General features: G+C 28.4%; 24 protein-coding genes and 1 other annotated feature. Of the genes, 2 read left to right on the top strand and 22 right to left on the bottom strand.

Annotated elements, in window-relative coordinates:
* The 15 genes from GKG00_RS02840 to GKG00_RS02770 all read right to left on the bottom strand — a co-directional run bounded on the left by GKG00_RS02840 (nucleotide 1) and on the right by GKG00_RS02770 (nucleotide 15,076).
* Nucleotides 1-585: a peptidylprolyl isomerase gene (locus GKG00_RS02840; protein WP_154254163.1), complete on the bottom strand. Its 585-nt coding sequence runs from the start codon at nucleotides 583-585 to the stop codon at nucleotides 1-3.
* A gap of 41 nt (nucleotides 586-626) precedes the next feature.
* Nucleotides 627-1,325 carry a response regulator transcription factor gene (locus GKG00_RS02835; RefSeq protein ID WP_154254162.1) on the bottom strand — a complete coding sequence of 233 codons (699 nt, stop codon included), beginning with the start codon at nucleotides 1,323-1,325 and terminating at the stop codon, nucleotides 627-629.
* An 8-nt stretch (nucleotides 1,326-1,333) separates the two neighbouring features.
* Nucleotides 1,334-2,398: a selenide, water dikinase SelD gene (selD, locus tag GKG00_RS02830; RefSeq protein WP_094205632.1), complete on the bottom strand. Its 1,065-nt coding sequence runs from the start codon at nucleotides 2,396-2,398 to the stop codon at nucleotides 1,334-1,336.
* A gap of 11 nt (nucleotides 2,399-2,409) precedes the next feature.
* Nucleotides 2,410-3,048, bottom strand: a complete 639-nt coding sequence (locus GKG00_RS02825) for a helix-hairpin-helix domain-containing protein (RefSeq protein ID WP_154254160.1) — start codon at nucleotides 3,046-3,048, stop codon at nucleotides 2,410-2,412.
* Nucleotides 3,049-3,147: 99 nt separating this feature from the next.
* Nucleotides 3,148-4,899 (bottom strand): C40 family peptidase, encoded by a 1,752-nt coding sequence (locus tag GKG00_RS02820; RefSeq protein ID WP_154254159.1) that lies wholly within the window; start codon nucleotides 4,897-4,899, stop codon nucleotides 3,148-3,150.
* 217 nt (nucleotides 4,900-5,116) lie between these two features.
* Nucleotides 5,117-5,674, bottom strand: coding sequence for a ribosome recycling factor (gene frr / locus GKG00_RS02815; protein ID WP_154254158.1), 558 nt, complete (start codon nucleotides 5,672-5,674; stop codon nucleotides 5,117-5,119).
* Nucleotides 5,667-6,386 carry a UMP kinase gene (gene pyrH / locus GKG00_RS02810; protein ID WP_154254156.1) on the bottom strand — a complete coding sequence of 240 codons (720 nt, stop codon included), beginning with the start codon at nucleotides 6,384-6,386 and terminating at the stop codon, nucleotides 5,667-5,669. The genes frr and pyrH overlap by 8 nt, the downstream gene beginning before the upstream one ends.
* A gap of 122 nt (nucleotides 6,387-6,508) precedes the next feature.
* Nucleotides 6,509-7,183 (bottom strand): translation elongation factor Ts, encoded by a 675-nt coding sequence (gene tsf / locus GKG00_RS02805; protein ID WP_154254155.1) that lies wholly within the window; start codon nucleotides 7,181-7,183, stop codon nucleotides 6,509-6,511.
* Nucleotides 7,184-7,261: 78 nt separating this feature from the next.
* On the bottom strand, nucleotides 7,262-8,074 hold the full coding sequence (gene rpsB / locus GKG00_RS02800) for a 30S ribosomal protein S2 (protein ID WP_154254154.1): 813 nt from the start codon (nucleotides 8,072-8,074) through the stop codon (nucleotides 7,262-7,264).
* A 115-nt stretch (nucleotides 8,075-8,189) separates the two neighbouring features.
* A complete protein-coding gene (gene topA, locus GKG00_RS02795; RefSeq protein ID WP_154254152.1) occupies nucleotides 8,190-10,256 on the bottom strand; it encodes a type I DNA topoisomerase in 2,067 nt (688 codons plus the stop codon).
* 19 nt (nucleotides 10,257-10,275) lie between these two features.
* Nucleotides 10,276-10,818: a class IV adenylate cyclase gene (locus GKG00_RS02790; protein ID WP_154254151.1), complete on the bottom strand. Its 543-nt coding sequence runs from the start codon at nucleotides 10,816-10,818 to the stop codon at nucleotides 10,276-10,278.
* A gap of 1 nt (nucleotide 10,819) precedes the next feature.
* Nucleotides 10,820-11,500: a metallophosphoesterase gene (locus tag GKG00_RS02785; protein WP_154254150.1), complete on the bottom strand. Its 681-nt coding sequence runs from the start codon at nucleotides 11,498-11,500 to the stop codon at nucleotides 10,820-10,822.
* Nucleotides 11,501-11,502: 2 nt separating this feature from the next.
* On the bottom strand, nucleotides 11,503-13,755 hold the full coding sequence (locus tag GKG00_RS02780) for an AAA family ATPase (protein WP_154254148.1): 2,253 nt from the start codon (nucleotides 13,753-13,755) through the stop codon (nucleotides 11,503-11,505).
* Nucleotides 13,752-14,828, bottom strand: a complete 1,077-nt coding sequence (locus tag GKG00_RS02775) for a DNA repair exonuclease (RefSeq protein WP_154254146.1) — start codon at nucleotides 14,826-14,828, stop codon at nucleotides 13,752-13,754. Before GKG00_RS02775 ends, GKG00_RS02780 begins: the two co-directional genes overlap by 4 nt.
* A gap of 8 nt (nucleotides 14,829-14,836) precedes the next feature.
* Complete coding sequence (locus GKG00_RS02770) at nucleotides 14,837-15,076, bottom strand: PC4/YdbC family ssDNA-binding protein (protein WP_035109486.1); 240 nt, start codon at nucleotides 15,074-15,076, stop codon at nucleotides 14,837-14,839.
* A gap of 188 nt (nucleotides 15,077-15,264) precedes the next feature.
* Between GKG00_RS02770 and GKG00_RS02765 the strand changes: the two genes are divergently transcribed.
* Together GKG00_RS02765 and GKG00_RS02760 are read left to right on the top strand one after the other, a co-directional pair.
* Nucleotides 15,265-15,882: a RecX family transcriptional regulator gene (locus GKG00_RS02765; protein ID WP_154254144.1), complete on the top strand. Its 618-nt coding sequence runs from the start codon at nucleotides 15,265-15,267 to the stop codon at nucleotides 15,880-15,882.
* Entirely contained in the window at nucleotides 15,882-16,157 is a 276-nt protein-coding gene (locus GKG00_RS02760; RefSeq protein ID WP_154254143.1) for a GIY-YIG nuclease family protein, read from the top strand. Before GKG00_RS02765 ends, GKG00_RS02760 begins: the two co-directional genes overlap by 1 nt.
* Nucleotides 16,158-16,188: 31 nt before the next feature.
* On the opposite strand, the gene rplT is transcribed toward GKG00_RS02760, so the two are convergent.
* From rplT to thrS, 7 genes are all read right to left on the bottom strand, one after another.
* Nucleotides 16,189-16,542 (bottom strand): 50S ribosomal protein L20, encoded by a 354-nt coding sequence (gene rplT, locus GKG00_RS02755; RefSeq protein ID WP_094203591.1) that lies wholly within the window; start codon nucleotides 16,540-16,542, stop codon nucleotides 16,189-16,191.
* 18 nt (nucleotides 16,543-16,560) lie between these two features.
* Nucleotides 16,561-16,752: a 50S ribosomal protein L35 gene (gene rpmI / locus GKG00_RS02750; protein ID WP_002836329.1), complete on the bottom strand. Its 192-nt coding sequence runs from the start codon at nucleotides 16,750-16,752 to the stop codon at nucleotides 16,561-16,563.
* Nucleotides 16,753-16,765: 13 nt separating this feature from the next.
* On the bottom strand, nucleotides 16,766-17,272 hold the full coding sequence (gene infC / locus GKG00_RS02745; RefSeq protein ID WP_154254141.1) for a translation initiation factor IF-3: 507 nt from the start codon (nucleotides 17,270-17,272) through the stop codon (nucleotides 16,766-16,768).
* Between the two features lie 23 nt (nucleotides 17,273-17,295).
* Nucleotides 17,296-17,407, bottom strand: a sequence feature (ribosomal protein L20 leader region).
* Between the two features lie 36 nt (nucleotides 17,408-17,443).
* Nucleotides 17,444-19,846: a bifunctional lysylphosphatidylglycerol flippase/synthetase MprF gene (gene mprF / locus GKG00_RS02740; protein ID WP_154254139.1), complete on the bottom strand. Its 2,403-nt coding sequence runs from the start codon at nucleotides 19,844-19,846 to the stop codon at nucleotides 17,444-17,446.
* Nucleotides 19,847-19,856: 10 nt separating this feature from the next.
* Nucleotides 19,857-21,596 (bottom strand): ABC transporter ATP-binding protein, encoded by a 1,740-nt coding sequence (locus GKG00_RS02735; RefSeq protein WP_154254138.1) that lies wholly within the window; start codon nucleotides 21,594-21,596, stop codon nucleotides 19,857-19,859.
* Nucleotides 21,574-23,313, bottom strand: coding sequence for an ABC transporter ATP-binding protein (locus tag GKG00_RS02730; protein WP_154254136.1), 1,740 nt, complete (start codon nucleotides 23,311-23,313; stop codon nucleotides 21,574-21,576). Before GKG00_RS02730 ends, GKG00_RS02735 begins: the two co-directional genes overlap by 23 nt.
* An 80-nt stretch (nucleotides 23,314-23,393) precedes the next feature.
* Nucleotides 23,394-25,298, bottom strand: coding sequence for a threonine--tRNA ligase (gene thrS, locus GKG00_RS02725; RefSeq protein WP_154254135.1), 1,905 nt, complete (start codon nucleotides 25,296-25,298; stop codon nucleotides 23,394-23,396).
* Nucleotides 25,299-25,477: the final 179 nt, after the last annotated feature.

The raw sequence follows: 25,477 nt of genomic DNA, 5'->3' as shown, positions 1-25,477 counted from the left end.
TTAATTCCTTGAAATCTCTATTGATTGAATAATAATATCATCCAACGGTTTATCTGAAAAGTCAGTATTTACGTTAGCAATTTTGTCTACAATATCCATTCCACTATAAACTTGACCAAATACAGAATGTTTTCCATCTAACCAAAAACATCCCCCGTTATTTTTATAGTATTCTTTTTGTTCTTCATCCAAATCACATTCGTCAAGATATTTAATATAATCTTTTCTAATTGAAGTGTTTTGAACTATAAAAAATTGAGATCCATTAGTGTTTGGTCCAGAATTAGCCATGGATAATGCTCCTCTTATATTTTTTAAATTATCAGAAAATTCATCTTCAAAAGACTTTTCCCAAATGCTTTCTCCGCCATAGCCTGTTCCTTGTGGATCTCCTCCTTGAATCATAAAATCTTTAATGACTCTATGAAAAATAGTTCCATCATAATATCCTTCTTGTGCATGAGTTACAAAATTTTCCACACAATTTGGAGCATCATTTTCAAACAAACAAATTTTTATTTCTCCCATGTTTGTAATTATATTTGCAATTAATTGATCTTTTTTAGGTATATCAGTTTGATACATATTCCCTCCATAAATAATTAAACTGCTTTTTAAAAAGCAGTTTAAACTTTTGTATTTGATGAGAAGTAATATCCTTCTCCCCATTTTGTTCTAATAATTAATGATTCGTTATCTTTGATTTTTTCTCTCAATCTTTTAATGTGAACATCAACAGTCCTGATATGAGACTGTGCATCTTCCCATAATTTTGCAGCCAATTCCTTTCTTGAAAGAACCTTATCTTTATTAGAAACAAGTGCATATAACAATTCAAATTCTCTTCCTGTTAATTCTATATATTGACCATATCTTTTTACAGTTCTTGATATTAAATTAAATTCAAATTCACCGATTTGTATTATGTTTGTTTTATTATTGTCATTTACTAAATCTGATTTCGTTCTTCTTAGAACTGCTCTAATTCTTGCTTTTAACTCAAGCATATTAAATGGATAAACTACATAATCATCTGCGCCATATTCTAACGCTAAGATTTTTTTCATATCATCTGATTCGTCACTAACAAAAATTGTCGGAATGGAATATAATTTGCTAATTTCTTTTTTGAAATCTAAGCCTGTACCATCCGAAAAATTCATGTCACTAAGCAAAAAATCATAGTAACCTTTTTTTAGTTTTTCAAGTGCATCTTCAATTGTAGAACATTCTGAAACTTCATAATTTTCATCATTAGAGAAATTCAAAATGATCTCATCTTTATACACATTAGATGGAAAAACTAACAGAATTCTAAGTTTCATAAGTTTAATTAGATTACTTCAATAAAGTGATCTGTTTTTTCCTTTACTCTTCCTATTATATTTCCAACTTGGCCTGATTCATGTAATTTTTCTACAAGTTTATCAGCATCTTCCTTAGATAATGCAATTAATAATCCGCCTGATGTTTGGGGATCAAAGACCAAATCATCTACAAAGCTACTAACATTTTTGCTGATTTTAACATCATTTCTGATAAAGTTTCTGTTGTCATAAGCTCCTTTTGGAACTAATCCTAAGTTAACAAACTCTTCTACTCCTTCAAAAATAGGTAAGTTTTGTGAGTCAATTTCTATTGTTAAATCAGATCCCTTAGCCATTTCAAGTGCATGGCCGCACAAACCAAATCCTGTTACATCAGTAGCAGCATGAACTTCTAGTCCATCGCAGGCTTCCTTAGCGTATTTATTCAAAGTAGACATAGATTTGATAACTTCATCAAATAATTTTTGATTATCCATTCCACCTTTTATAGCAGTATTTACAATTCCTACACCTAATTTTTTAGTTAATACAACCACGTCTCCAACTTTAGCTGTAGAGTTGGCCCAAACTTTATCAGGATGGTTTATCCCTGTCACAGACAATCCATATTTAGGTTCATCATCTTGAATTGTGTGACCACCAACTAACAGACATCCCGCTTCTTTTGCCTTATCAGCACCGCCTTTTAAGATTTCAACCAAAATATCTTGATTCATGCAATCTGAAAAACAAACAATATTTAAAGCTAACAATGGATCTGAACCCATAGCATATAAATCACTTAAAGAGTTTGCCGCAGCTACTTGACCAAATGTATATGGGTCATTAACAACCGGCGTAAAGAAGTCTAGAGATTGAATTAAACATAAATCATCTCTTACTTTGTATACAGCACAATCATCGCTTGTATCTAATCCTACTACTAAATTATCGTCATTTACTTTTTCAAGATGACTTAATACCTCAGCTAATTTACCAGGTCCTATCTTTGCTGCACATCCAGCTGTTTGAGTAAACTCAGTTAATTTGACATCTTCTGGTTTAATTGTTTTGTACTTTTTGTCTAACATTTTTATCTCCTTTAATCTATAGTTATTAAACTTTTCAATGATTCAAAAGTTTTATCGCCTATTCCATCTACATTTTTTATTTCTTCAATTTTTTTAAATTGATTTTTCTCTCTAAATTCTATTATTTTTTTAGCTTTGGAAGGTCCAATACCTGGTAATGTTTGCAATTTATTACTATCAGCGGTGTTAATATTTACAAGATTACTTGAGTTATTATCTCTTATTGTAACTAAATCAGAGCTTTGTGTATCATTGTTTTGTTCTTTTGAAGTTTCTGATTTAGAAGGAATATAGATCTTCATTTCATCTTTTAGCTTCATCGCCAAATTTACACTTTTCGTATCAGCATCTTGTTTAAATCCACCTGCTAGTTCAACGATATCTTTAATTCTATCATCTTTTTTAAAATGATAGACACCAGGTTTGTTTACACAACCATCTATTTGACACATCTTAGTAGAATTATCTTCGCTGTTATGTGCACTATTTTCAGACTGCTTATTTACACTTTCTGTTGATTTTGTATCAACTAAAGCTTGAATTTGATTGTGATTCAAATTATCTGAATTAGATTTATAGTAACCAAAACCAGCTAAAACAATTATTGCTATACCAATTAAAATTTTATCTTTAGAAAAATTGAAATTCATAGTGCGCCTCTTATATCTATATACTCTATAATATCATATGCTCAAGCAATTCGTCCAATAAAAAAAGCTACTAGCATTAAATGCCAATAGCTTATGATTTTAGTTTAAGATTCTTCTTGCTGTTACAAATGTATTTGAGTAATAGTTTGAGTCAATGTCTGAAATAATTACACCAGTTGAAGGTGTTGATGCATGAATCATTTTTCCATTACCAACATAAATCCCTACGTGAGAAATACTACCTGATCCATTTGTACTAAAGAATAACAAATCTCCTTGTTTCAAATTACTTTTACTTACAGGATATCCATTATTTGATTGTGCAGCTGAATTTCTATAAAGAGAAATACCGCATACTTTATTATATAAATAACTAGTTAAACCAGAGCAATCAAATCCTACTCCTGGTTGTGCAGAACCCCAAACATATCTTTCTCCCAAATAATTATAAGCTGCTTGAGCTACAGCACTGCCAGAACCACCTTCATTAGATCTTACAACCTTAGAGTTAGAATCTTTTTTATAAGAATCTTTAACTTCTGTGTTTTTTGTTTGGTTTGGTTCAACTTTACTGTCTTGAATATAATTTACAGAAATATATCTTCCCTCAGAAAGTTTTAGCCAATATTCTCCTTTGATACCACTAACTTTAGTACCTTTTTCTAATACTGAAACAACATTAGAATCCATACTGTCTTTATCTCTAACATTAACAGATTCTTTTACATATCCAGTATAGTTAGTTCCTTCAAATTTTGTAGAATTTGATTTATTTACTTGTTCTTTCTTCTTTGCTTCTGAAATTTGATGTTTATCATTTTGTTTTTCTTCAATTTTACTATTTTGCAAGTATTTAATACTAATAAAACCATTATTTCCATTTACAGAAGTTTTGAACCATCCATCTTCAACTACACCTTGTACTTTAGTGTTTTTCTCTAATACACCTAGTTTATTAGAGCTGATTGATTTTTCACTTCTTATATAAACTGGAGATTTTACCCACATATCTACTGACTTTTCAGCAGAATTTGATTTTACTTCCTTAACTTCAGTATTGTTTTTTGAAACTTGTTTTTTAGCTTCAGAAACTACTTTTTTGCCTGATTTTTCATTAGCTAAGAAGTCTTTACTTACGTATGCTTCTTTGTTTTTATAGCTTATTTTTGCCCATGATTTATTGCCATCATCTTTAACAACAACTTTTGTATCTTTTGGTAAAACACCTATTGCTTCAGATTCTTTATCCGCTTTTTCTCTTACAAATAAATCGCCTGTCGTAGATTTTGTTATATTTGAATAAATCTTTTCTTCTTCATTTTTAGAATTCCTTGAAAGAGTTAATGAAGCAACTTCAGATTTTTCTTTCTTTAGGCTTGATTTTGAATTCTTATTATCTTCTGAAATTTTCCCAAAATTTGCAGTAGATAATTCTACTTTTTTAGCTTCATCTTTTTTTGTATCTACTTTTTCACTATTTTGTTTGTATGTAGAAACGTTATTATCAATAGAAGCTTTTAATTCTTGCTTATTCTTTTTAACTTCTTTTACTTCAGAATTAATTTCTTCTTTAGATTCTTTAGATATAGTTCTTGTGGAATCATTTAATACGTTTCTTACTTGTGAATTTCTTATTTCATTAAGAGCTTTCTCTTTTTCTTCTTTTTCAGCATTTGGAGTCAATAAATCATTGCTTTTTATTGCAACTGAATATTTAGAATCATTTGATTGATTAGATTCAACATTATTGTCTCCTATTAAAGTTGTGGAACTTAAATAAGGCGATACAAAAGTTCCTACAGCTATGACTGAAGCTAATCCGATAGATAAGCCAAGTCCTTTTTTGTTCATATTAACTTCCTCCTAATACATCCTAAGATAATATTAAAAGAATTAAAAAAATATGTCAAGTAAATTCAACAAAAAAGTTACAAATAAGTTTCAAAAAAGTAATAATTGTAACATTTTTGTCATAATTACTGATTTCTCCACTTTTATATAAGTTACTTAAAAATAAAAAAAATCTATTCACAACATGATGAACAGATTTTTAATTTAATATTAATTTTTAGATTTCCATTAGTTCAGTTTCTTTATCAGAAACAATATTGTCAATTTCTTTTGTTAACTTATCTGTTAATGATTGAATATCATCTAATAATACGTGCAATTCATCTTCAGATATTTCAGCATTTTTTTCCATTTTTTTTGCATCGTCAACAAAATCTCTTCTTATAGATCTTATAGTGACTTTAGATTTTTCGCCATATTCTTTAACAACTTTTGTCAATTCTTTTCTTCTGTCTTCAGTTAATTGCGGAAATGGTAATCTTATAATATTCCCATCATTGGAAGGAGTGATTCCCAAATTAGATGCTTGAATTTGTTTTTCAATTTCTTTCATTATTGATTTATCCCATGGCTGAATTGTAAGTAATCTAGCTTCTGGAGCAGAAATCGTAGCAACTTGTTTTAAAGGTGTTGAAGTTCCATAATAATCTACCATAATATTATCTAATACGCTAGGATTCGCACGACCAGCTCTTACTGTTTTCAGTTCTTCTCTTAAAGCATGCAATGTTTTCTCAGCTTTTGTTTCCATATCTTTTAAAATTTGTTTACTCATTTTTATCCCCCTCAACAATTGTTCCAATATTTTCTCCATGAGAAACTCTAATTATATTTTTAGGATCATCTATACCAAAAACCACTAATCCCATATTATTTTCCATGCAAAGTGATGTCGCTGTTGCATCCATTATCCCTAAGCCTTTGTTTAAAATATCAATATAAGTAAGTTTATCGTATTTGATTGCATTTTTATTTTTATTAGGATCAGAATCGTATATACCATCTGTTCCTCTTTTACCTGCTAAAATAACATCAGCGTTAATTTCTACTGCTCTTAATGCAGCTGTTGTATCAGTAGAAAAATAAGGTAATCCTGTTCCTGCAGCAAAAATTACAATTCTACCTTTTTCAATGTGTCTTATGGCTCTCCTTCTAATATAAGGTTCTGCAACTTGTTTCATATCTATTGCTGTTTGTACTCTTGTTTGAATACCTTTTGCTTCCAAAGATGCTTGCAATCTCAAAGCATTTATTGTCGTTCCTAACATTCCCATTGAGTCCGATGTAGCTCTATCAATTTTAGATGATCTTCCTCTCCAGAAATTTCCACCACCAACAACAATAGCAATTTCTAATCCCTGTTCGTGGACAGCTTTTATAGAATCGCAAATATTTTCTATAATATCATCATCTAATCCGTGTCCTTGGTCTCCACTTAAAGCTTCACCGCTTAATTTTAGTAGAACTCTTTTATATTTTAAACTCAAAATTTCCTCCTAATTAATAATAAGGTTTTCTTTAATTAATCATACCAAATTAACATTTTAAAATCAATATGATACTATGTAAAATAAAAAAAGCTGCAATATAGAAATTGCAGCAATAATTTTTATTGACCCATTTGTTTTTTTACTTCTTCAGCAAAATCTTCGTTTTTCTTTTCTAAACCTTCGCCAACTTCAAATCTAGCAAATCTACGAATTTTAATGTTTTCACCTATTTTTGCAATTAAATCTGTTAATAATTCTTCTACAGATTTATTAGGATCTTTAATGAATGGTTGTTCTAATAGACAAATTTGTGAGTAGAATTTTTTTATTCTTCCTTCAACTTTCTTTTCAGCAATCATTTTTGCTTTATCTTCAGGAATATTTTTTCCGTCGTTTTCGTTCATAGCTTGATGAACTAATACTTCTTTTTCTTTTTCTACTTCTTCAGATGGTACTTCATCACGACTTACGTATTTTGGATTTGATGCTACAACTTGCATTGCTATATCTTTTGCGAAATCCTTAAATTCTTCATTTTTTGCAACAAAATCTGTTTCGCTATTGATTTCAACAATAGCAGCAATTTTTCCACCGTGAATATAAGTTTCAACAATACCTTCAGATGCTAATCTTCCAGCTTTTTTTTCTGCTCCAGCAAGTCCTTTTTCTCTCAAAAGATCAATTGCTTTTTCAATATTTCCATCTGCTTCAGTTAGGACTTTCTTACAGTCCATCATTCCTGCGCCAGTTTTTTCTCTTAATTCTTTTACCATACTAGCAGTAATTTGTGCCATTTTATTACCTCCAATTGAATTAAAAAGCGACTGTCAAACAATTATTTAATTTTAAGTTTAACCGTCGCTTATTTTTTATTATTCTTCGTCTGATTGTTCTTCAGAATTTTCAACAAATTCTTTTAAATCTTCTTCTAATACTGAGTCTTCGTTTTCAGATTCTTCTGTATCACTTTCAGTTTCAGAATAAACTTCTTCTGAATCTTCACGACCTTGATTTGCTTCAATAACAGCATCAGCAATTGTAGAAGTTAAAAGCTTAACCGCTCTAATTGCATCATCGTTACCAGGAATAGCAATATCCAATTCGTCTGGATCACAGTTAGTATCTACGATACCTACAACTGGTATTCCTAATATTTTTGCTTCGTGAACAGCAATGTATTCTTTTTTAGGATCAACTACAAAAAGTACACTTGGCATTTTTGTCATTTTTCTAATACCACCAAGGTTTTTTTCTAGTTTTTCTCTTTCTCTTTCTAATTGGCTAACTTCTTTTTTAGGTAAAAGATCGAAAGTTCCATCTTCTTCCATTTCATATAATTGGTGAAGTCTATTAATTCTTGTTTTGATAGTTTTGTAGTTTGTTAACATACCACCTAACCATCTTTGGCTTACATAATGTTGTCCACATCTTTTAGCTTCTGTTTCGATTGCTTCTTGAGCTTGTTTTTTTGTTCCTACGAAAAGAACTTCTCCACCATCTGCAACGATGTCTCTTACATAATTGTAAGCATCATCAATTTGTTTTACAGTTTTTTGAAGATCTATAATATAGATTCCATTTCTTTCTGTAAATATAAATTTTGACATTTTGGGGTTCCATCTTCTTGTTTGATGTCCAAAGTGAACCCCAGCTTCTAACAATGATTTCATTGATACTACTGACATTTTTTCTACCTCCGTTTTTTTCCTCCAGACGACTCATCTACAAATGCGACAATTAAGCAACTGCATCTGTATCATCGACTGTGTGTTTTACTTTCAAAGTATATCATATATGTTTTTATTTTTCAAGCTTTTTATAATCACATTTTTCATTAGAACAAAGAATGGATTCTCCATGCCTATTTTTTCTATGAACTAGTAAACTACCACATTCAGGACATTTTTCACCTGTAGGCTTATCCCATAAAGCGAAGTCGCAACTTGGATAATTTTCACATCCATAAAAAACTTTACCTCTTTTAGAAACTTTTTCTATTATTCTGTGACCACATTTTGGGCATTTTACTTTAGTATCTTTTACAATAGTTTCAGTATATTTGCAATCAGGAAAAGCACTACAGCCAATAAACTTTCCATTTCTTCCGTGTTTTATTACCAAATCATTGCCACATTCAGGGCATTTACGTCCAATTGGTTCGTCTTTAACTTTAAATTTATCTTGTGCATTTTTTGCATTGATTAAATCTTCATTAAATCCATCATAAAAATCTCTAATTACTTTTTTCCATTCAACGTCGTTTTCAGCAATATTATCTAATTCATTCTCCATTTCAGCAGTGAATTTTTCATTAATAATTGAATCAAAATATTTAACTACAAATTCACAAACTTTTTCTCCGATTTCTGTTGTATAAAATTTTTTCTCTTTTAATTCAACATAATTTCTAGACAAAATACTGCTTATAATCGATGCATAAGTACTTGGCCTACCAATGCCATCTTCTTCAAGTGTTTTTACAAGGCTTGCTTCTGTGTATCTAGGTTTTGGTTTAGTAAAATGTTGTTTAGATTCTATTTCTTTTGAAATTATAGAATCTTTTTCCTTTAATTCAGGCAATTCGCTATCTTTGGTATTCAAAGAATATACTCTTGTAAAACCGTCAAAAATCACCACGTTACCATTAGATCTAAAAGTATAACCATTGTTATCAAAATCTATTGATGTAGATAGATAACGTGCATCTTTCATCTGACTAGCAACAGTTCTTTCCCAAATTAATTTATATAATTTGTACTGATCATCTGTCAAATATTTTTTAATTTCATTCGGTCTTCTTTTTACTGATGAAGGTCTAATACCTTCGTGAGCATCTTGTGATCCTTTTTTCTTTTTAGAATAATCGTATCCTTTTGTGGCATATTGTTTTCCATAGAGATTATTAATAATATCTAGGCAATCACTTACGCAAGCATGAGAAATTCTTGTTGAATCTGTTCTCATATAAGTAATCAAACCTACTGACCCTTCGCTACCCAAACTAATTCCTTCATATAATTGTTGAGCTATTCTCATTGTTTTAGAAGTTTGAAAATATAACTTTTTATATGCTTCTTGTTGAAGTGTAGATGTTGTAAAAGGAGCGTAAGGTTTCCTAGATTTTTTTTGTTGTCTTATAGAATTTACAACAAAATTATCTGACAAATCATTTAGAATTTTATCCGCTTCATCCTTGTTTTTTATATTGATTTTATTAGATTTATCGTTTTTTGAATAATATAACTCAGAATCAAATTCCAGTTTTTCTTTGGATAAATTTGCATGAATAGACCAGTATTCTTCTGGTTCAAACTCTCTTATCTCTTTTTCTCTTTCACAAATTAATCTTAAGGCTACAGACTGTACTCTACCAGCACTTAGGCCAGATTTAACTTTCTTCCATAATAATGGAGAAATGCTATAACCTACTATACGATCTAAAACCCTTCTTGCTTGTTGAGCATCTACCAATTTTAAATCGATAGCTTCAGGTTTTTTTATTGCTTCTTTTACAGAGTCTTTAGTTATCTCTTGAAATTTTACTCTATTTTCTTCCTCTGGATTTATATCTAATAAATAGCACAAATGCCAAGAAATAGCTTCTCCTTCCCTATCAGGGTCGGTTGCCAAGAAGATTTTTTGAGAATTTTTGTAATCTTTTTTTAAAGAATTGATTACACTGGCCTTACCACGCACATTAATATATTGTGGTTCGAAATCATTCTCTATATCTATGCCTAGTTTACTTTTTGGTAAATCTCTTAAATGACCAATTGTAGCTACAACTTTATATCCTGACCCTAACATTTTTTGAATTGTCTTTGCTTTAGTTGGAGATTCTACTACCACTAGCTTTTTATTTGCCATTAAAAGTCTATCCTTTCTGTTAACTTTCTTGTAATTTCGATCTTAGTTCACTTATAGATTCAGTTGAAATTTGATCTTTATTTATTCCTAATTTATTTATTATCTCTTTTAAATGTTCTTCATCTTTGACTTCAATTTCCAAATATGGATACGGATAAAAATCTTTATCCCAGCAATCAAAATCCAGTCTTGCATCCATAAACTCAAATGATTTTCTTTCTTTTTTTGATGAAGATTGCTTATCCAATTTAACAAATTTTAATATTTGTTTCAAGTTTTCTTCGCTATCAAATTCTATAGTATATTCATCGTAATGTCTAACGTTCGTATCATTAACTCTATTTTTGTAAGTAAGAAATTTCTTGTTTACATTATTAAAAATATCTTTCGAAATTCTAATTCTAAGATAATCACTACTATCAATTAAATCAAAATTATTAGATTCAATTAAAATATTTTCTTGAATTTCATGAGCTATCATTTTAGCTCCCATTTCAACAGCTTTATCCATCAAACCATTAAAATCATCAGTAAATACCTTGCATTCTAATTCTTTTTCCATACTATTCCCTAATTTTCTTAACTTTAAAATCTATATAATCCGAAGACACACAATGTACATTTATTCCATCTATTGTTCCTTCGACGACATTTTGATGTCCATATCCGTGCAAATGTCCGTATATTAAATCTGTAACATTATAATTTTTTAAACAATTAAATATCTCATTAGGTTGTTTATTAATATTAAAAGGTGGATAATGAAGCATCATAATAATATCATTGTTATTTCGGACGCTTTCCAAACTCATATTAACTCTTAAAATTTCTCTTTGAAAAATTTTTACATCTTTCTCTGTAGCTTCTTTGCTAGTTGGATCAAGCCACCCACGTGATCCACATATATTGATATCTCCTAAATCTAGTGAATCATTTTGAATAAAATTAATAGATTCTAATTCTAATTTTCTTAGTTTACTTATACCAGACCACCAATAATCATGGTTACCTCTAGTTAGAATCTTTCTACCTGGACTCTTATCGATCCTTTTCAAATCTACAAAAGCATCATCTAGTTGCATTGCCCAGGAAATATCTCCTGGTATAAGTATAATATCTTCATCATCCAATTTTTCTAGATTATGAAATATCTTTTCTTCATAATTATCCCAATTATCACCAAACACATCCATCGATTTTTCTTTTGTATAATCCAGATGTAAATCACCTATCGCATATATCATAATTACTTTAACTCAATTTTCTTATATATTATGTCTAGTTCATTTAACAATTGCTCATCTCTGTTTTGGCAAGAAAAAAGTATTATTTGATTATTATTTGAAATTTTAAATAACAAATCTAGACATTTCTTATATCTTACATCATCTAATTGGACAAAACAATCATCTAGTATCATCAAATAATCAAGACCCATTAATTCTTCAAGAACACTTATTCTAATAAAAACAGAAAGCAAGTCAAATGTTCCAGAACTTAAATGTTTTTGTTCATAAAATTTTACTCCATCATAAATACTGACATCTAAATTTTCATCAACCCTAAATTTGTCCTTATCTTTAGTTGAATAAGCCATCATTTCTGAAACTTTCTTGTTAATTCTAGGGATAAAATTTTTGTGTAATTTATTTATACTTTTATTGATCAAATCCATAGCTAATTCTATAGATGTAATTTCATTTTCGTATTTTTGAATATTCTCATTGATATCTGCTAATTTTTCTTCTTTTTCCAATAGAAGATTTACAGATTTTTCAAGTATTTTTGTCCTTTCAAATAATTTCGCATTTTCTTCAATAGATTCGTCAATTTCTTTATTAAGTAAGTTGATGTCTTTTATATCATTATTCTCAAGTTTTATTGAATCTGAATTAATATCTTCTAATAAAATACTAAAATCATATTCAGATGATATCTTTTGAAGTTGATCATCTTTATCTGAAATTCTATCCATCAATTGATCATACTCTATTTTTTTTCTTCTATAATCTTCAACATCTATGTTCTTCAAATTTCTTGATGAAGATAAAATATTGTTAATCTTTGACTTGGAACTTTCATCTTCATTTATAATAGAATCTAGTCTTGAGTCAATATCTTGAAGCTGTCCCTCAAGTTTGCTCAAATAATCAATGCTTTTATCCATGTTTGAGTCATATCTAAAGTCATTAATTACTTCATTGTAATTTTTATAACTCATATTAGTAATTTGATTAACCTTTTGCACAATCTTATTTAATTGACGATTGTACGATAATTTCTTAAATTTATTGGATATACTAACCAAAATATAATAAAGAACAAATAATACAGGAGCAATAACTATTTCTTTTGTATACCCCGTCATATAGATCATTCCAGCAACAATTATTGTAAATATAACTCCAATAATGAGTAATTTAAGCTTTAATTTAGAAATTCCATTTAATTTTTTAATTAAATTATTCATTTCATCAATATAATCTCTTATAGTTTCATAATTACTAAGTTTTGCTTTTAATTGGTAGTAATCCTTACTTAATAATTTCTTTTGCTTCGATAACTCATTAAATGTAATTCTATTGTCGTTTAATAATTTATTTTGATATTCCAAACTATTGACATCATCTTCGTCAATGTCATTGATGTATTTAATCTTTGATACTCTGTCTAATAAACTTGCTTTTTCTTTTAAAATCTGCATTTTATAGTTTTTTGCATCTTCTATTTTTTCTATATCGTTCTTCTTGTGCAAATTAACTAATTTTTCTTTATTTAAAAGAAGTTTCTCGTGTCTAAGCTTGTACTCATTTAACTTATTTAAACTATCTTCATATTCTTTTTTGTCTTTATTAATATTTTTGATTTCATCTTCTAAATCAAACTTTTTTTGATATAAACTCCCCAAAGGTTTTGCCTTAGATTGTTTAGTCCCAATATTTGATTTCATCTTTTCCAGATTATCTAGAGCTTTTTTAAATGAAACAGAATCATTATTGCTATCTGATGAATTCAATAGCATATCAACAATAGAACTTACATTTTTATTTTCTGCATCTAATTCTTTCAAGTTAGAAAAAACAGTGGATTTGAAGATATCTGAAGGCATTTTAAAAAAGTATTCACCAGGAAATGATAAATTATCTTGATTAAAACCATCTAGTTCAGTTTCGTTATTACCAGTAGTCTCATTGAAAATATTAAAATATTTTTCTTTAAAATTACGATAAATTACATATCTCTTATTATCTTTCTCCACTAAAATACTGCCCTCATAGTTTTCACTATTCCAAGGGCGATATTTTTCGTAGTCTTCACTAAATACAGTTCTCTTTAAGTAAGGTTTAACAAATCCATAAAATACACCTTCTATAAATTTAGATATAGTGGTCTTTCCTGACTCATTTAACCCATAAATTAGATTAAATTTGTCTCCAAATTCTATTGTGTAATTATTAAATCTGCCAAATGATATCAAATCTAATCTAATAATTTTCATAAATTATTCTCCATTAAGGACTTAATTCCTAAATTAATTGCTCTTTTAACCACAGGATCTTCCCCATCCAAGTTTTTTGTCTCTTCAATAAAATAACCCAACACATTATTTCTGTTAAATTCATAAATTTTATCCAAATTTATATTAGATTCTGTGTTGTCAATTATTTCTACATATTCACAATATTTTTTTAAACTTTCTTGTAAAGAATCTATATCTAGATCAAACCCATCTTCTAATTGTCCCTTTAAATTAATTCTAATGTAATTTTTCTTATCTTCAACTAAACATTTAGACAATGAACCTACCAAATCGTAATAACTAAATTTATCTGATATATAATAGTCAAATTCATTGAAGTTTGATTCTGAACAATCTAAAAAATCGATGTCAAGTCTATTATCAACTATACTTCCAATAACAGCACCGTGCATCCCTTTTTCTTTAAAACTCAATGGTTCAATAGAACCTGGATACACAAATTTATCATTAAAAATAGTCGGTTTATGTATATGGCCTAAAGCCACATAATCAAAACCCAAATTATTTACTTTATCTTGATCAAAAAACATATAACAATTGTTATCATTTAATAAATCAGAATGAATCATTAAAACATTAGTTTTTAACTTGTCCAGTTTTAAATCATCAAAAATGTTTATAAAATCGTAGTTGTTTTTATTGTAACTTATCCCATAAACATCAGTGTCATCAAATTCTATTTTTTCAAGAGTATCCTTTTTGAAAATATTCAGATTATCACTAATATTTACCATATCCCATAAATTATCATTATAAATAGGATCGTGATTACCACCTATAATACAAATTTGTGAATTTGTTCTAGAAAATAGATCCATTAAACGATTCATATCACTTAGGCTAAAATTATCCAAATTATACAAATCCCCAGACAGAAAAATATAATCAACATTTTCATCAATACTATATTTGATTAACTTTTCAACTGATGTCCAAATTCTTTGCCTTCTTATTTTAGACATAGATTGTGGAATTGAAGATTTTTCAAATTTCATGCCTAAGTGAAAATCAGCCGAATGTATAAACTTCAAAATATATCCTACTTTTCTGAATCTAATTGTTTCAATTCATCTTCTATTAATGCGTGTAATACTCTTAATTCTTCTTCTGTGAATGTAAGACCTTTACTCATTCTTGTATGATCAGGATTCCATTCTCTAATATCGTATTTTGCATCGTAATCAGACCATTTTACGATATTTAATTCCTTGTTCCAGTTGTTAGCTTTTGTAGATAAAACTCCAATTCTTTCTACTATTTCAAATTTTAAATCAGCCATAATTACCTCCATTTTTATAAATATATTATAGCATTATTTTAAAATATGCAAATATATGTTTTTGTGTTAGAATATCATAGAGGTGAATTTAATGAAAAAACAAAAATTAGCTCAAGTTATAGCGTTTATTTTGGTAGCAATGATGGTTGCTCCATTTATACTAAATGTAATAATGAACATGAGATAAAATGATAATAAATAATATTGAGTTCAGTGATAAAAAAGATAAGTTCGTAATTGAGACTGATACAAAAGAAAGTTTTTTACTAAGTTACAATGATTTTGAAAAATATAAAATTCATAACGAAATGATAATAGATGATGAATTATATACTCATTTATTGAATATCTCAAAATTTACAGAGGCTTTTGAAATCAGTCTTAATTTTTTATCGTATAAATTACGAACTGAAAAAGAAATAACGACAAAATTAAAATCAAAAAAATTTAGTTCTGAAATTATTGAAGACGTTATAGAAAAATTAAAAAAACTAGATTTACTAGATGATTATAACTACGCGAAAATATTTATAAATGATAAAATTAATCTGACAAATTACAGTAAAAGAAGAATAATCAATGATTTATACCAAAAAGGTATTGATAAAAGAATTTATGAGGATTATTTAGAAGAGGTTTTTGGATATAATATGGAGTTAGACAAAGCAACTCAAATAGTTGAAACTAAAATCAATATTTGGAAAGAAAAGCATGAAGGCTATGATTTAAAAAATAAAATAGTTACCTTCTTACTTCAAAAAGGTTTCAGCTACGATATTGCAAAACAAGTAAGTGGTATGTATTAATGTATTATCTATATATCTTAGAATGCGCTGATAAGAGTTTATATACAGGTATTACAAATGACTTTTCAAAAAGAATTAAAATGCACAATAAAGGCAAAGCTAGTAAGTATACGAGAGCAAGGCTTCCTGTAAAATATGTTTTTATGAAAAAAATTGATAATAAAAGTGATGCATTAAAATTAGAAATTAAAACAAAAAGTCTAACTCGTGATAAAAAGTTAAAACTAATAAATTCAAATGAAAACGAAATTAATACTATATTAAAAAAAGCTTAAGTATGATATAAATCAACTTAAGCTTTTAATTTTATAAATTGTTTTTTGCTAATTCAACTAATTTTGCGAATTCTTTTTCATCTCTAACAGCCATGTCAGCAAGAACTTTTCTGTTCAAGTCAACACCTGCTACTTTTAAGCCGTGCATAAATTTGCTGTAGCTTAAATCATGCATTCTTGTAGCTGCGTTAATTCTAGCAATCCATAATTTTCTGAAATCTCTTTTTCTTCTTTTTCTTCCAACGTATGAATAAGCCAATGATTTCATTACAGCTTGGTTAGCTGTTTTGTATAATGTATGTTTTGAGCCGTAATATCCTTTAGCTTGTTTTAATACTTTTTTATGTCTTTTTCTATTATTTGTACCACGTTTAATTCTAGCCATTTATATTTCCCCCTCTAACTAAGGAATCATTTTATCGATTCTTCTCATATCTGCATCACTAACTGTTGTACCTTTTCTTAAGTTTCTAATTCTCTTTGCAGATTTTTTACCTGTTAAGTGACTTGCATAAGCTTTGTATCTTCTTAACTTACCTGTACCAGTTCTTCTAAATCTCTTAGCAGAACCTCTATGTGTCTTCATTTTTGGCATATTATTTCCCCCTCTAATTTTCTTTATCAGTCAAAGGACCCATAAACATTATCATCATTCTACCTTCCATAGAAGGTTTCTTTTCTATTTGTCCTACATCTTTTGTTAATTCATAAAATTTATCAAGAACTTCCTTACCCAAATCCTTGTGACCAAGTTCTCTACCTCTAAATCTAACAGAAACTTTTACTCTGTTTTCATTGCTTAAAAATTTAGATGCTTGATTAGCCTTAACTTCTAAATCGTGTTTTTCAATATTTGGTGAAAGTCTTATTTCTTTTACGTTAATTACTTTTTGATTTTTCTTCGCTTCTTTTTCTTTCTTTAATGCATCGTATTTGTATTTTCCATAATCTAATATTTTGCATACAGGTGGCTTAGCGTTTGGTGCTACATTTACCAAATCTAGATGTTTATTTTCAGCCATTTTCAAAGCTTCTTTAATAGGAATTACACCTATTTGTTCACCTTCATCATCGATTAATCTAACTTTAGAAGATCTTATCTCCTCATTAATCATTAAGTCTTTTATATTATTCACCTCCAAAAAAATAATGGCGGGTAAAAATACCCGCCAAAAATTAATAATCAAATTAAATTTTAACCTTATGAATTCGAAATTATAAGGTGAGAGCGGATATCTCTACTTAACAACAATAAATATTGTATACTATGTTGAACGCTTTGTCAACTATTTTTTCTTTGAATTTACTACATTAATTAAAATATATGGTAAATTAAAGTCCGAAGTATATGCTATATACTTATTCGACCAATTAGGCTTAAATTTATCCTTGTAGTTTCTTAAACCTTTAAAATTATATATCTTATTTTGAGTATTGTAAACAATATTTAGAAGTTTTTCCTTCTTCTTTGAATAAATCTTATCTCCAACTTTAGACAAAGGAGCCATTCCTAGGTAAAATTTTTCAAAATTATTTTCTTGACCCCATAAAATTAACTTGATAAATATAAAATCCATCAACCCGTCTTCATTTGATCTATCATATCTCATTAGATCGATAGAAAGTGTTTTATCATCATAAAACGGTTGAAGATTTGCAAAAGCAAGTAATTCATCGTCTTTGTAAATACATGCAATTTTTGTTCTTTTCAGATAATATTCGTCAAAAAATCCTAAACTAAATCCCATTTCATTTTTATTTCCTAACCATTTATCCGAAACAATTTTCATTTGAGATAACAGGTTATCGGTTGGATCTTCAACTTTAAATTCATAATTTCCCTTATCGAAGTTATTAAGAACATGTCGCCAAGTTCTATTTTTCTTTCCTACTAAAGAAAATTGAGTTAAGTCTACTGTTGCGTCTTGTCCAACCTTAACGAATCTAAAACCTTGATCACAGTATAATTCAAGATTTTCTCCATTTATTTCATAAAAACAAACATTCATGTGATATTCATTGCAATAAACTATAAAATCATCAATTGCTTCAACGAAATTTTCTTTCTTACCTATTGGATCACCTAATACGATAACGCTGTTTTTTACTGGGCGATACATAATCATTACTGTATTTGTCTTGTCAAAATAAACATTTTTATCATTCAAATAAACTAAATGACTAAATTCATTTCCACCAAATTCTTCCAAGAATTTATCAATTTTTTCAAAATACTCATCTGTTAATTTTGTAAATGTGATCTTCTTAGTTCGTGTATATTGAGCAAGGTAAGATAATATCAGAACAAATAAAACATATAGAAGTATAAATTTCTTGTTTTCAACCAAATAATTTAGAGAATATTTTCGATGTGATGTCAAAAAATTTACCTTGCGAACAGTATTGCTAATAAAGATAAATAATACTGTGACAACTGATAATTTACCGATAGTATTTATAAAATATTTTGGGTTGATTTTGATAGCTTTTTCTGTGAATCCATCTTTCATTATATACATTACAATTCCCAATACTAATGTAATAATAGATTCTTCAATGTCTAATCCTTTTAATAATGTTGAAAATACTGAAACTATTAATACTGCTTCAGCTATATAAAAAGATTTCTTAACCGATTTTTTTATTCCTTGTGAAAGAAGTATTAATAACCCACCTGATGTAAGAGTTATAAATCTAGCCAAAATCACTACATCTTTCTTAACAAATCTCTTTAAAAATTTTATTCTTAATAACATTGATGGAGTGGCAACACTTAAACATAATATTATCCCAACGATTAGAGTAAAAATAGACAAAATATTAAATGCGAACTGTTTCTTGTATTGATCAGTATTGTAATTGTCGTAAATTCTTTTTAATATCATAATTAAAGAAATTATCCATGGAATAACACTACTTACAATTCTGTATATCAATATGGCAATTATTGCAGCTCTAGGTTCTATCAATTTACATAAAAAGTGTATTTCTATTAAATCCGATACAACAAATCCATCCTGCATCAAGCTAACTTGCCCAAATACATTTGAAACACAATAAATAAGCACCAAAGATGAAAGATTTACATTAGTAAATTGTTTTATCACAAAAACGAAAAGTAACATATTAAATGCTGTAACAACAGTTTCATAAATTACTGATAAAACTTTTCTTTTGACACTTATGTTATCCTTTACAACAAAATCTAAATAATATGGACATTTATTTTTAAAATAAATAACACAAATACCAATAACCAATATTACTAAATAAATCAAAAATAGTGTCCATTCTGGTTTCATTAAAAATATCGTGATTATACTAATTAAAGATAAAGCGATAAAATTAGAAATATTTTTGTTTAAATTCTGATCCTTATACTCATCTTCACCAATAAATACTGATTCTATTCCCTTTATCCACACAAATTTTCTTAATGATTCTAGAACCCAAAACTTTTTTATATCCTTGAAATCAAAATTTTTATTATATAAAAAATAAGAGGTTGATGAAATAAGAAATACTAAAAGTCCAAATAAAGCAATTTGTAATTTTTGAGCAATACTCAAAAAAATCTTATATTTAAAGATATGATTAGGTGCTATAAAATTGTTCCTTACTATATATAAGACAATAATTGTGAATATTATAGTGTATGTTGTCCTAATTAATTTTAGTTTTTTGTCCATTAATCCCCCTTTAATTGGATGATTGCTCATCATACATTTGTTTGTAGAAACCATCTTTTAGTAATAGCTCATCATGAGTTCCACTTTCTATTATTTTACCATTGGATAAGGCAAAAATCTTGTCTACATTTCTAATTGTAGATAATCTGTGAGCTACTATCAATGTAGTTCTTGAATATTTTAATTTTTCTAATGGTTGTTGGATAATTTGCTCTGTTTCAGTATCAATATTTGATGTAGCTTCATCTAAAATTAATATTCTAGGATTTCTAATGTATGCTCTTGCAAAGGAGATTAATTGTCTTTCTCCTTGTGAAAGATTAGAGCCTTTTTCTTTTATAGGTTCATTTAAACCTTTTTTAAGCAATGTATAGCATCCTAATTCTTCTAACGCATGTATCACTTCCTCGTCCCTATAATCCTTATCTAAAGTGATATTTTCTTTTAATGTAGTTTCAAAAAGAAACGGATCTTGTAGTACAACCGCAAAGTTTTCTCTCATAATATCTTCATTTAAATTATTGATATTTATCCCATCAATTAAAATTTCACCACTTTTTACATCGTAAAACTTCAATATTAAATTAAGGATTGTTGATTTTCCACTACCTGTAGTCCCTACAAAAGCTGCACTAGTTGATTTTGGTATTTTAAATGAAATATCCTTCAATACATCATTTTTATCATAAGCAAAATAAACATTATTAAATTCAATATCTCCCTTTAGGTCTTCTATCACACCATCTGACTTTTCAATTGTATCTAATTTCATTATGTCAAATATGTGACTTGCAGATGCATAAGCTTGTTCCATATCTCCAAATCTTGTAACGATTACGCTAACATTCGAAAATATCTTTGAAGTATAATCAATAATGATATAAAGGCCACCAACCGTAACTGGATAACTTTTCGTTATCTGACCATATCCAAAATAAAATAAAATTATAACTGTTGATAATAAACCAATTATATCAATTGCCCTGTATCCACCATAACTTCTCAGTTTTGTAAGGGCCAAATTATTATAAAAAATTTCTTTGTTAATTTTATCAAATTTATTCTTTATAGTTTTCTTGACATTTAATGCTTGAATTATTTCCATATTATTAATATTTTCATTAATATTTGCATTTATTTTACTAACTAGATGTCTGATTCTTTTGTTATGCTTTGCTGACTTGTATCTATAATCATAAAATATTAAGAAAACCAATGGAAACAATATAAGAAGCATCAGCGACACTTTTATATTTGTTACAACCATCATAATATATATTGCAATTATCATTATCGCAGCAGTTGTAATATCTGCAAGAATTAATTGAAACATTATCTTCAATCTCATAGTATCATTCGTAATCCTTGATACGATACTTCCCGCTGCCAAATTATCGAAATATTCTATAGGTAATTCATTGATATGTTTGTAGATATCATTTTGTACAAAATATGTTACATTGTTTGCTGCCAATTCAAAATAAATCATACTCAAGTTACTAAAAATTCCACACGCAACGTAAATCACCAAATAAATAGTCAAGTATTTAATAATTGATGAAAAATTTCCAACTATATTATTCTTTGCGACAAACTCATTTAATACAAATCCTATTACAATCGGTCCCAAAATTTCCATTGAAGTTCTTAATAAGGAAAAGACAAATCCAATTACCAATTCTTTTGATTGCTTCATGGAATACATTTTTAGTTTTTCTGATACAAATTTATTTCTTAATTTGCTCTTCATATCTGCCCCTTACTAATTGGATATTATATTGATTGTAATACCATTGTTTGTTTTCCATTAATTCTGAATGAGTACCCATCTCACTTATTTGACCATCTTTCATTACTATTATTAAATCAAAATCGTCAATCTGATTTAATCTATGAGTCGATAATATTACGGTTTTTTTAAGTTTTTTTAACTCTCTTAAAATATTTTTCTCAGTTTGAGTATCTAATGCACTTAAACAGTCGTCTAATACAACCAAGTTTGAGTCTTTTAATAAAGCTCTTGCTAATGAAATTCTTTGTTTTTGACCTCCAGATAACGACAGCCCGTTTTCACCACACAAAGTGTCAAATTCATCAGGAAAATTGACTATATCCTTATAAATATCCGCACTTTTAGATACTTTAACCACTTCTTCATCTGTGGCCTCTATCTTGGAAAGTTTTATATTATTTTTTATTGTATCCGAAAAAATCATACTTTTTTGAGACACATACGCCATATTATCTCTTGCTGATTTTAAATTTAATAAATTCGTGTATTTACCGTTGATTTCAAATTCATCTTGCCTTGGATATAAGAATAATAATTGTTTAAGAATAGTTGACTTTCCTGACCCTGTCTTCCCAACAATAGCCACCCTCATGTTCTTCTTGAATTCAAAAGAAATATCTTTAAGTGCGAATTCTTTAGAGTAAGGATATTTGAAACTATAATTTTCAAACTTAATACTTTCTATATCATCAATTTCCTTGTAATCTTCGTTTAAATCTAATTCATCTTTATAGTCAAGTATATTATCGATTCTATCCATTGATGCATCGGCTTGTTGATATACATTTATGAAGTTTCCTAATGCATACATTGGCCAAATTAACATATTTAAATAATATGTAAAAGAAACCAATTGACCAACAGATATTTGATTCTTACTTATTAAAAATGTTCCATATCCGATTGCTATAACAAAAGTTATTGCTGGGATTATCCTTTGAAAAGGAGCCATCATTGCTCTGTATTTTACAACATCCATGTTTTTTTGAACCAACATTTTAGAACGATTTTGAAACGAAAAATATCTGGCATCTTTTATCCCAAAAACTCTTATAATTCTAATACCTTCAACATCTTCTAGTACACTATTGTTTAGCTTATCAAATGTAGATTGCACAATTGAGTATTTTTCATGGATTTTCTTACCAATTTTTAAACACAAAAATGCCAATATAGGAAGAGGTATTATAGAAACTAGTGTTAAACGAACGTCAACTACGACCATCATTATAATTATTATAAACAAAGGAAATACTGTAGAATCAAAAAATGTAAGAGTTCCAAATCCCATCAAATCGCTTAAACTATTGACATCTCCAGTAGCTCTGTTCATAAGTTCTCCCGTTTTGAAAGTTTGAAAATATTTCATGGATTCGTTTAAGTATTTATCCATAAGTCTATTTCTAGTTACATAGTCTATTTCATTCGAAGCTCTGAATGTGTAATAACACCATCCCATTGCAAAAAAATATTTAATTCCTATTACTAAAACATCAATTAAAAGTATAATTAAAAAAGGTTTTAATTCTATCGAATTGTTTAATACTCTATCGGTTAATTTCCCTGTTATATATGGAGGAATTAATCCTACTAGGTCACTTAATAAAAGAAATGTAATAGCAAGAATTAATTTGTTTTTGTAATATTTTAGAAACCAATAAAATTTCTTGTACATTTTACCTCCTTCTATTAAAAATTTGCTCTGAAAAATTCAGAGCAAATTTTTATATTGTAAAATAAGCTTTCTTTATAGAATTATTTTCTATTTTGATATTCATCTACTAATTCATCAATAAATTCATCAGTATTCTTAGATCCTACATCTCCGAGATCTCTTTTTCTTACTGATACCTCATTGTTATCAATTTCATTTTGTCCAATTATTAATGAATAGTTCACTTTCTTCAATTGAGATTCCCTGATCTTAAGACCGATTTTTTCACTTCTATCATCGACTTTCACTCTCAATCCACGTGCTCTCATTTTTTGTTGTAATTCATACGCATAATCATTGAATTTATCGCTAATAGGAAGAATTTCTACTTGAACTGGTGATAACCATAATGGGAATTTTCCAGCATAGTGTTCTATTAGTATTCCCATAAATCTTTCTTCACTACCTAAAATTGCTCTATGAATCATTGCTGGACGTTTTTTAGATCCATCACTTGCGATATAAGTCATATCGAATCTTTCTGGCATTTGGAAATCTAATTGAATAGTTCCACATTGCCAAGTTCTACCAATTGCATCTTCCAAATGGAAATCTATTTTAGGGCCGTAGAAAGCTCCGTCACCTTCATTAATTTTATATTCAAGACCTTTGTGTTCCAACGCACTCTTAAGTGAATTGATTGCTAAATCCCAATCTTCATCTGATCCCATTGAATCTTCAGGACGAGTCGACAATTCAACTTCGTATTTAAATCCAAATTTAGAATAAATGTAATCACAGAAATCTATAATCTTAGTTACTTCTTCTTCTATTTGTTCAGGTAAACAGAATACATGTGCATCATCTTGTACGAAAGTTCTAACTCTGAATAAGCCATGCAATGCACCTGATAATTCATGGCGGTGAACTTGACCCAATTCTGCAACTTTAATTGGAAGCTCTCTGTAGCTGTGCAATTCATCTTTGTAAACTAAAATTGATCCTGGACAGTTCATTGGTTTTATTGCATAATCATCGCCATCTATTTGAGTGAAATACATATTTTCTTTGTAGTGATCCCAGTGACCTGATTGATGCCATAAATCTTCGTTCAAAATCAATGGAGTTTTGATTTGACCATATCCTCTATCTAAAAGTTGTTCTTTCAAGAATTTTTCTAGTTCATTTAACACAACCATTCCATTTGGATGGAAAAATGGGAAACCCGGTCCTTCTTCTTGAATTGAGAATAGCCCCATTTCTTTACCAATTTTTCTGTGATCTCTTTTCTTAGCTTCTTCCATTCTTTCTAAATATTCGTCTAATAATTTTTTCTTAGGGAATGAAATTCCGTAAATTCTTTGAAGCATCTTGTTATTTTCATCACCTCTCCAGTATGCACCGGCAATTGATAATAACTTGAATGCTTTAATATTTTTCACTTCTAATAAATGAGGTCCTCTACACAAATCAACGAAGTCTCCCATTTCATACAATGTAATTGTAGCATCTTCATCAAGATTTTCTATTAAGTCAACTTTATAATCTTGACCTTCTTTCTTAAATCTTTCCAAAGCTTCTTCTCTTGAAATCTCAACTCTTACTAATTTAGGATTTTCCTTAACTATTTTTTTCATTTCGGCTTCAATTTTTTCTAAATCCTCAGGTACAAACTTGTGATCTGTATCTAAATCATAATAGAATCCAGAATCAATTGATGGTCCAATTGCAAATTTTGTATTTGGATACAATCTTTGAATAGCATAAGCCATTAAGTGAGATGAAGTATGCCAGAAAACTTGCTTTCCTTCTTCATCATCAAATTTTACGAATTGAACTTCACAGTCAGAATCAATAGTTTCCATTAATCCCATTATTTTACCATCTACAACTGCTCCGACACAGTCTCTTGCTAATCCTTCAGAAATTGATTTGCAAACATCTAATAAACTAATTTCTTCATCAAATTCTTTTACGGATCCATCTTTTAATTTTACTTCAAACATAAATACCTCCTAATAAAAAAGAGACCCTCATCCCGATAGGGACAAGTGTCTCGTGGTTCCACCCTAATTTTTTCTCATTTGACAATAGGCTCCAAATTAGTATTCAGCATACTGATCTCTTAAGTAAAATTTCAGCCTAAGTTTTACTCTCTCTGAAAGTTCTTATATGCCTACTGGGA

Origin of the sequence: Finegoldia sp. BIOML-A1, assembly GCF_009678325.1 — a bacterium.
Taxonomy (GTDB): Bacteria; Bacillota; Clostridia; order Tissierellales; family Peptoniphilaceae; genus Finegoldia; species Finegoldia magna.
Note: the sequence above shows the minus strand (reverse complement) of the source record. Positions and strands in the feature narration are given on the sequence as shown.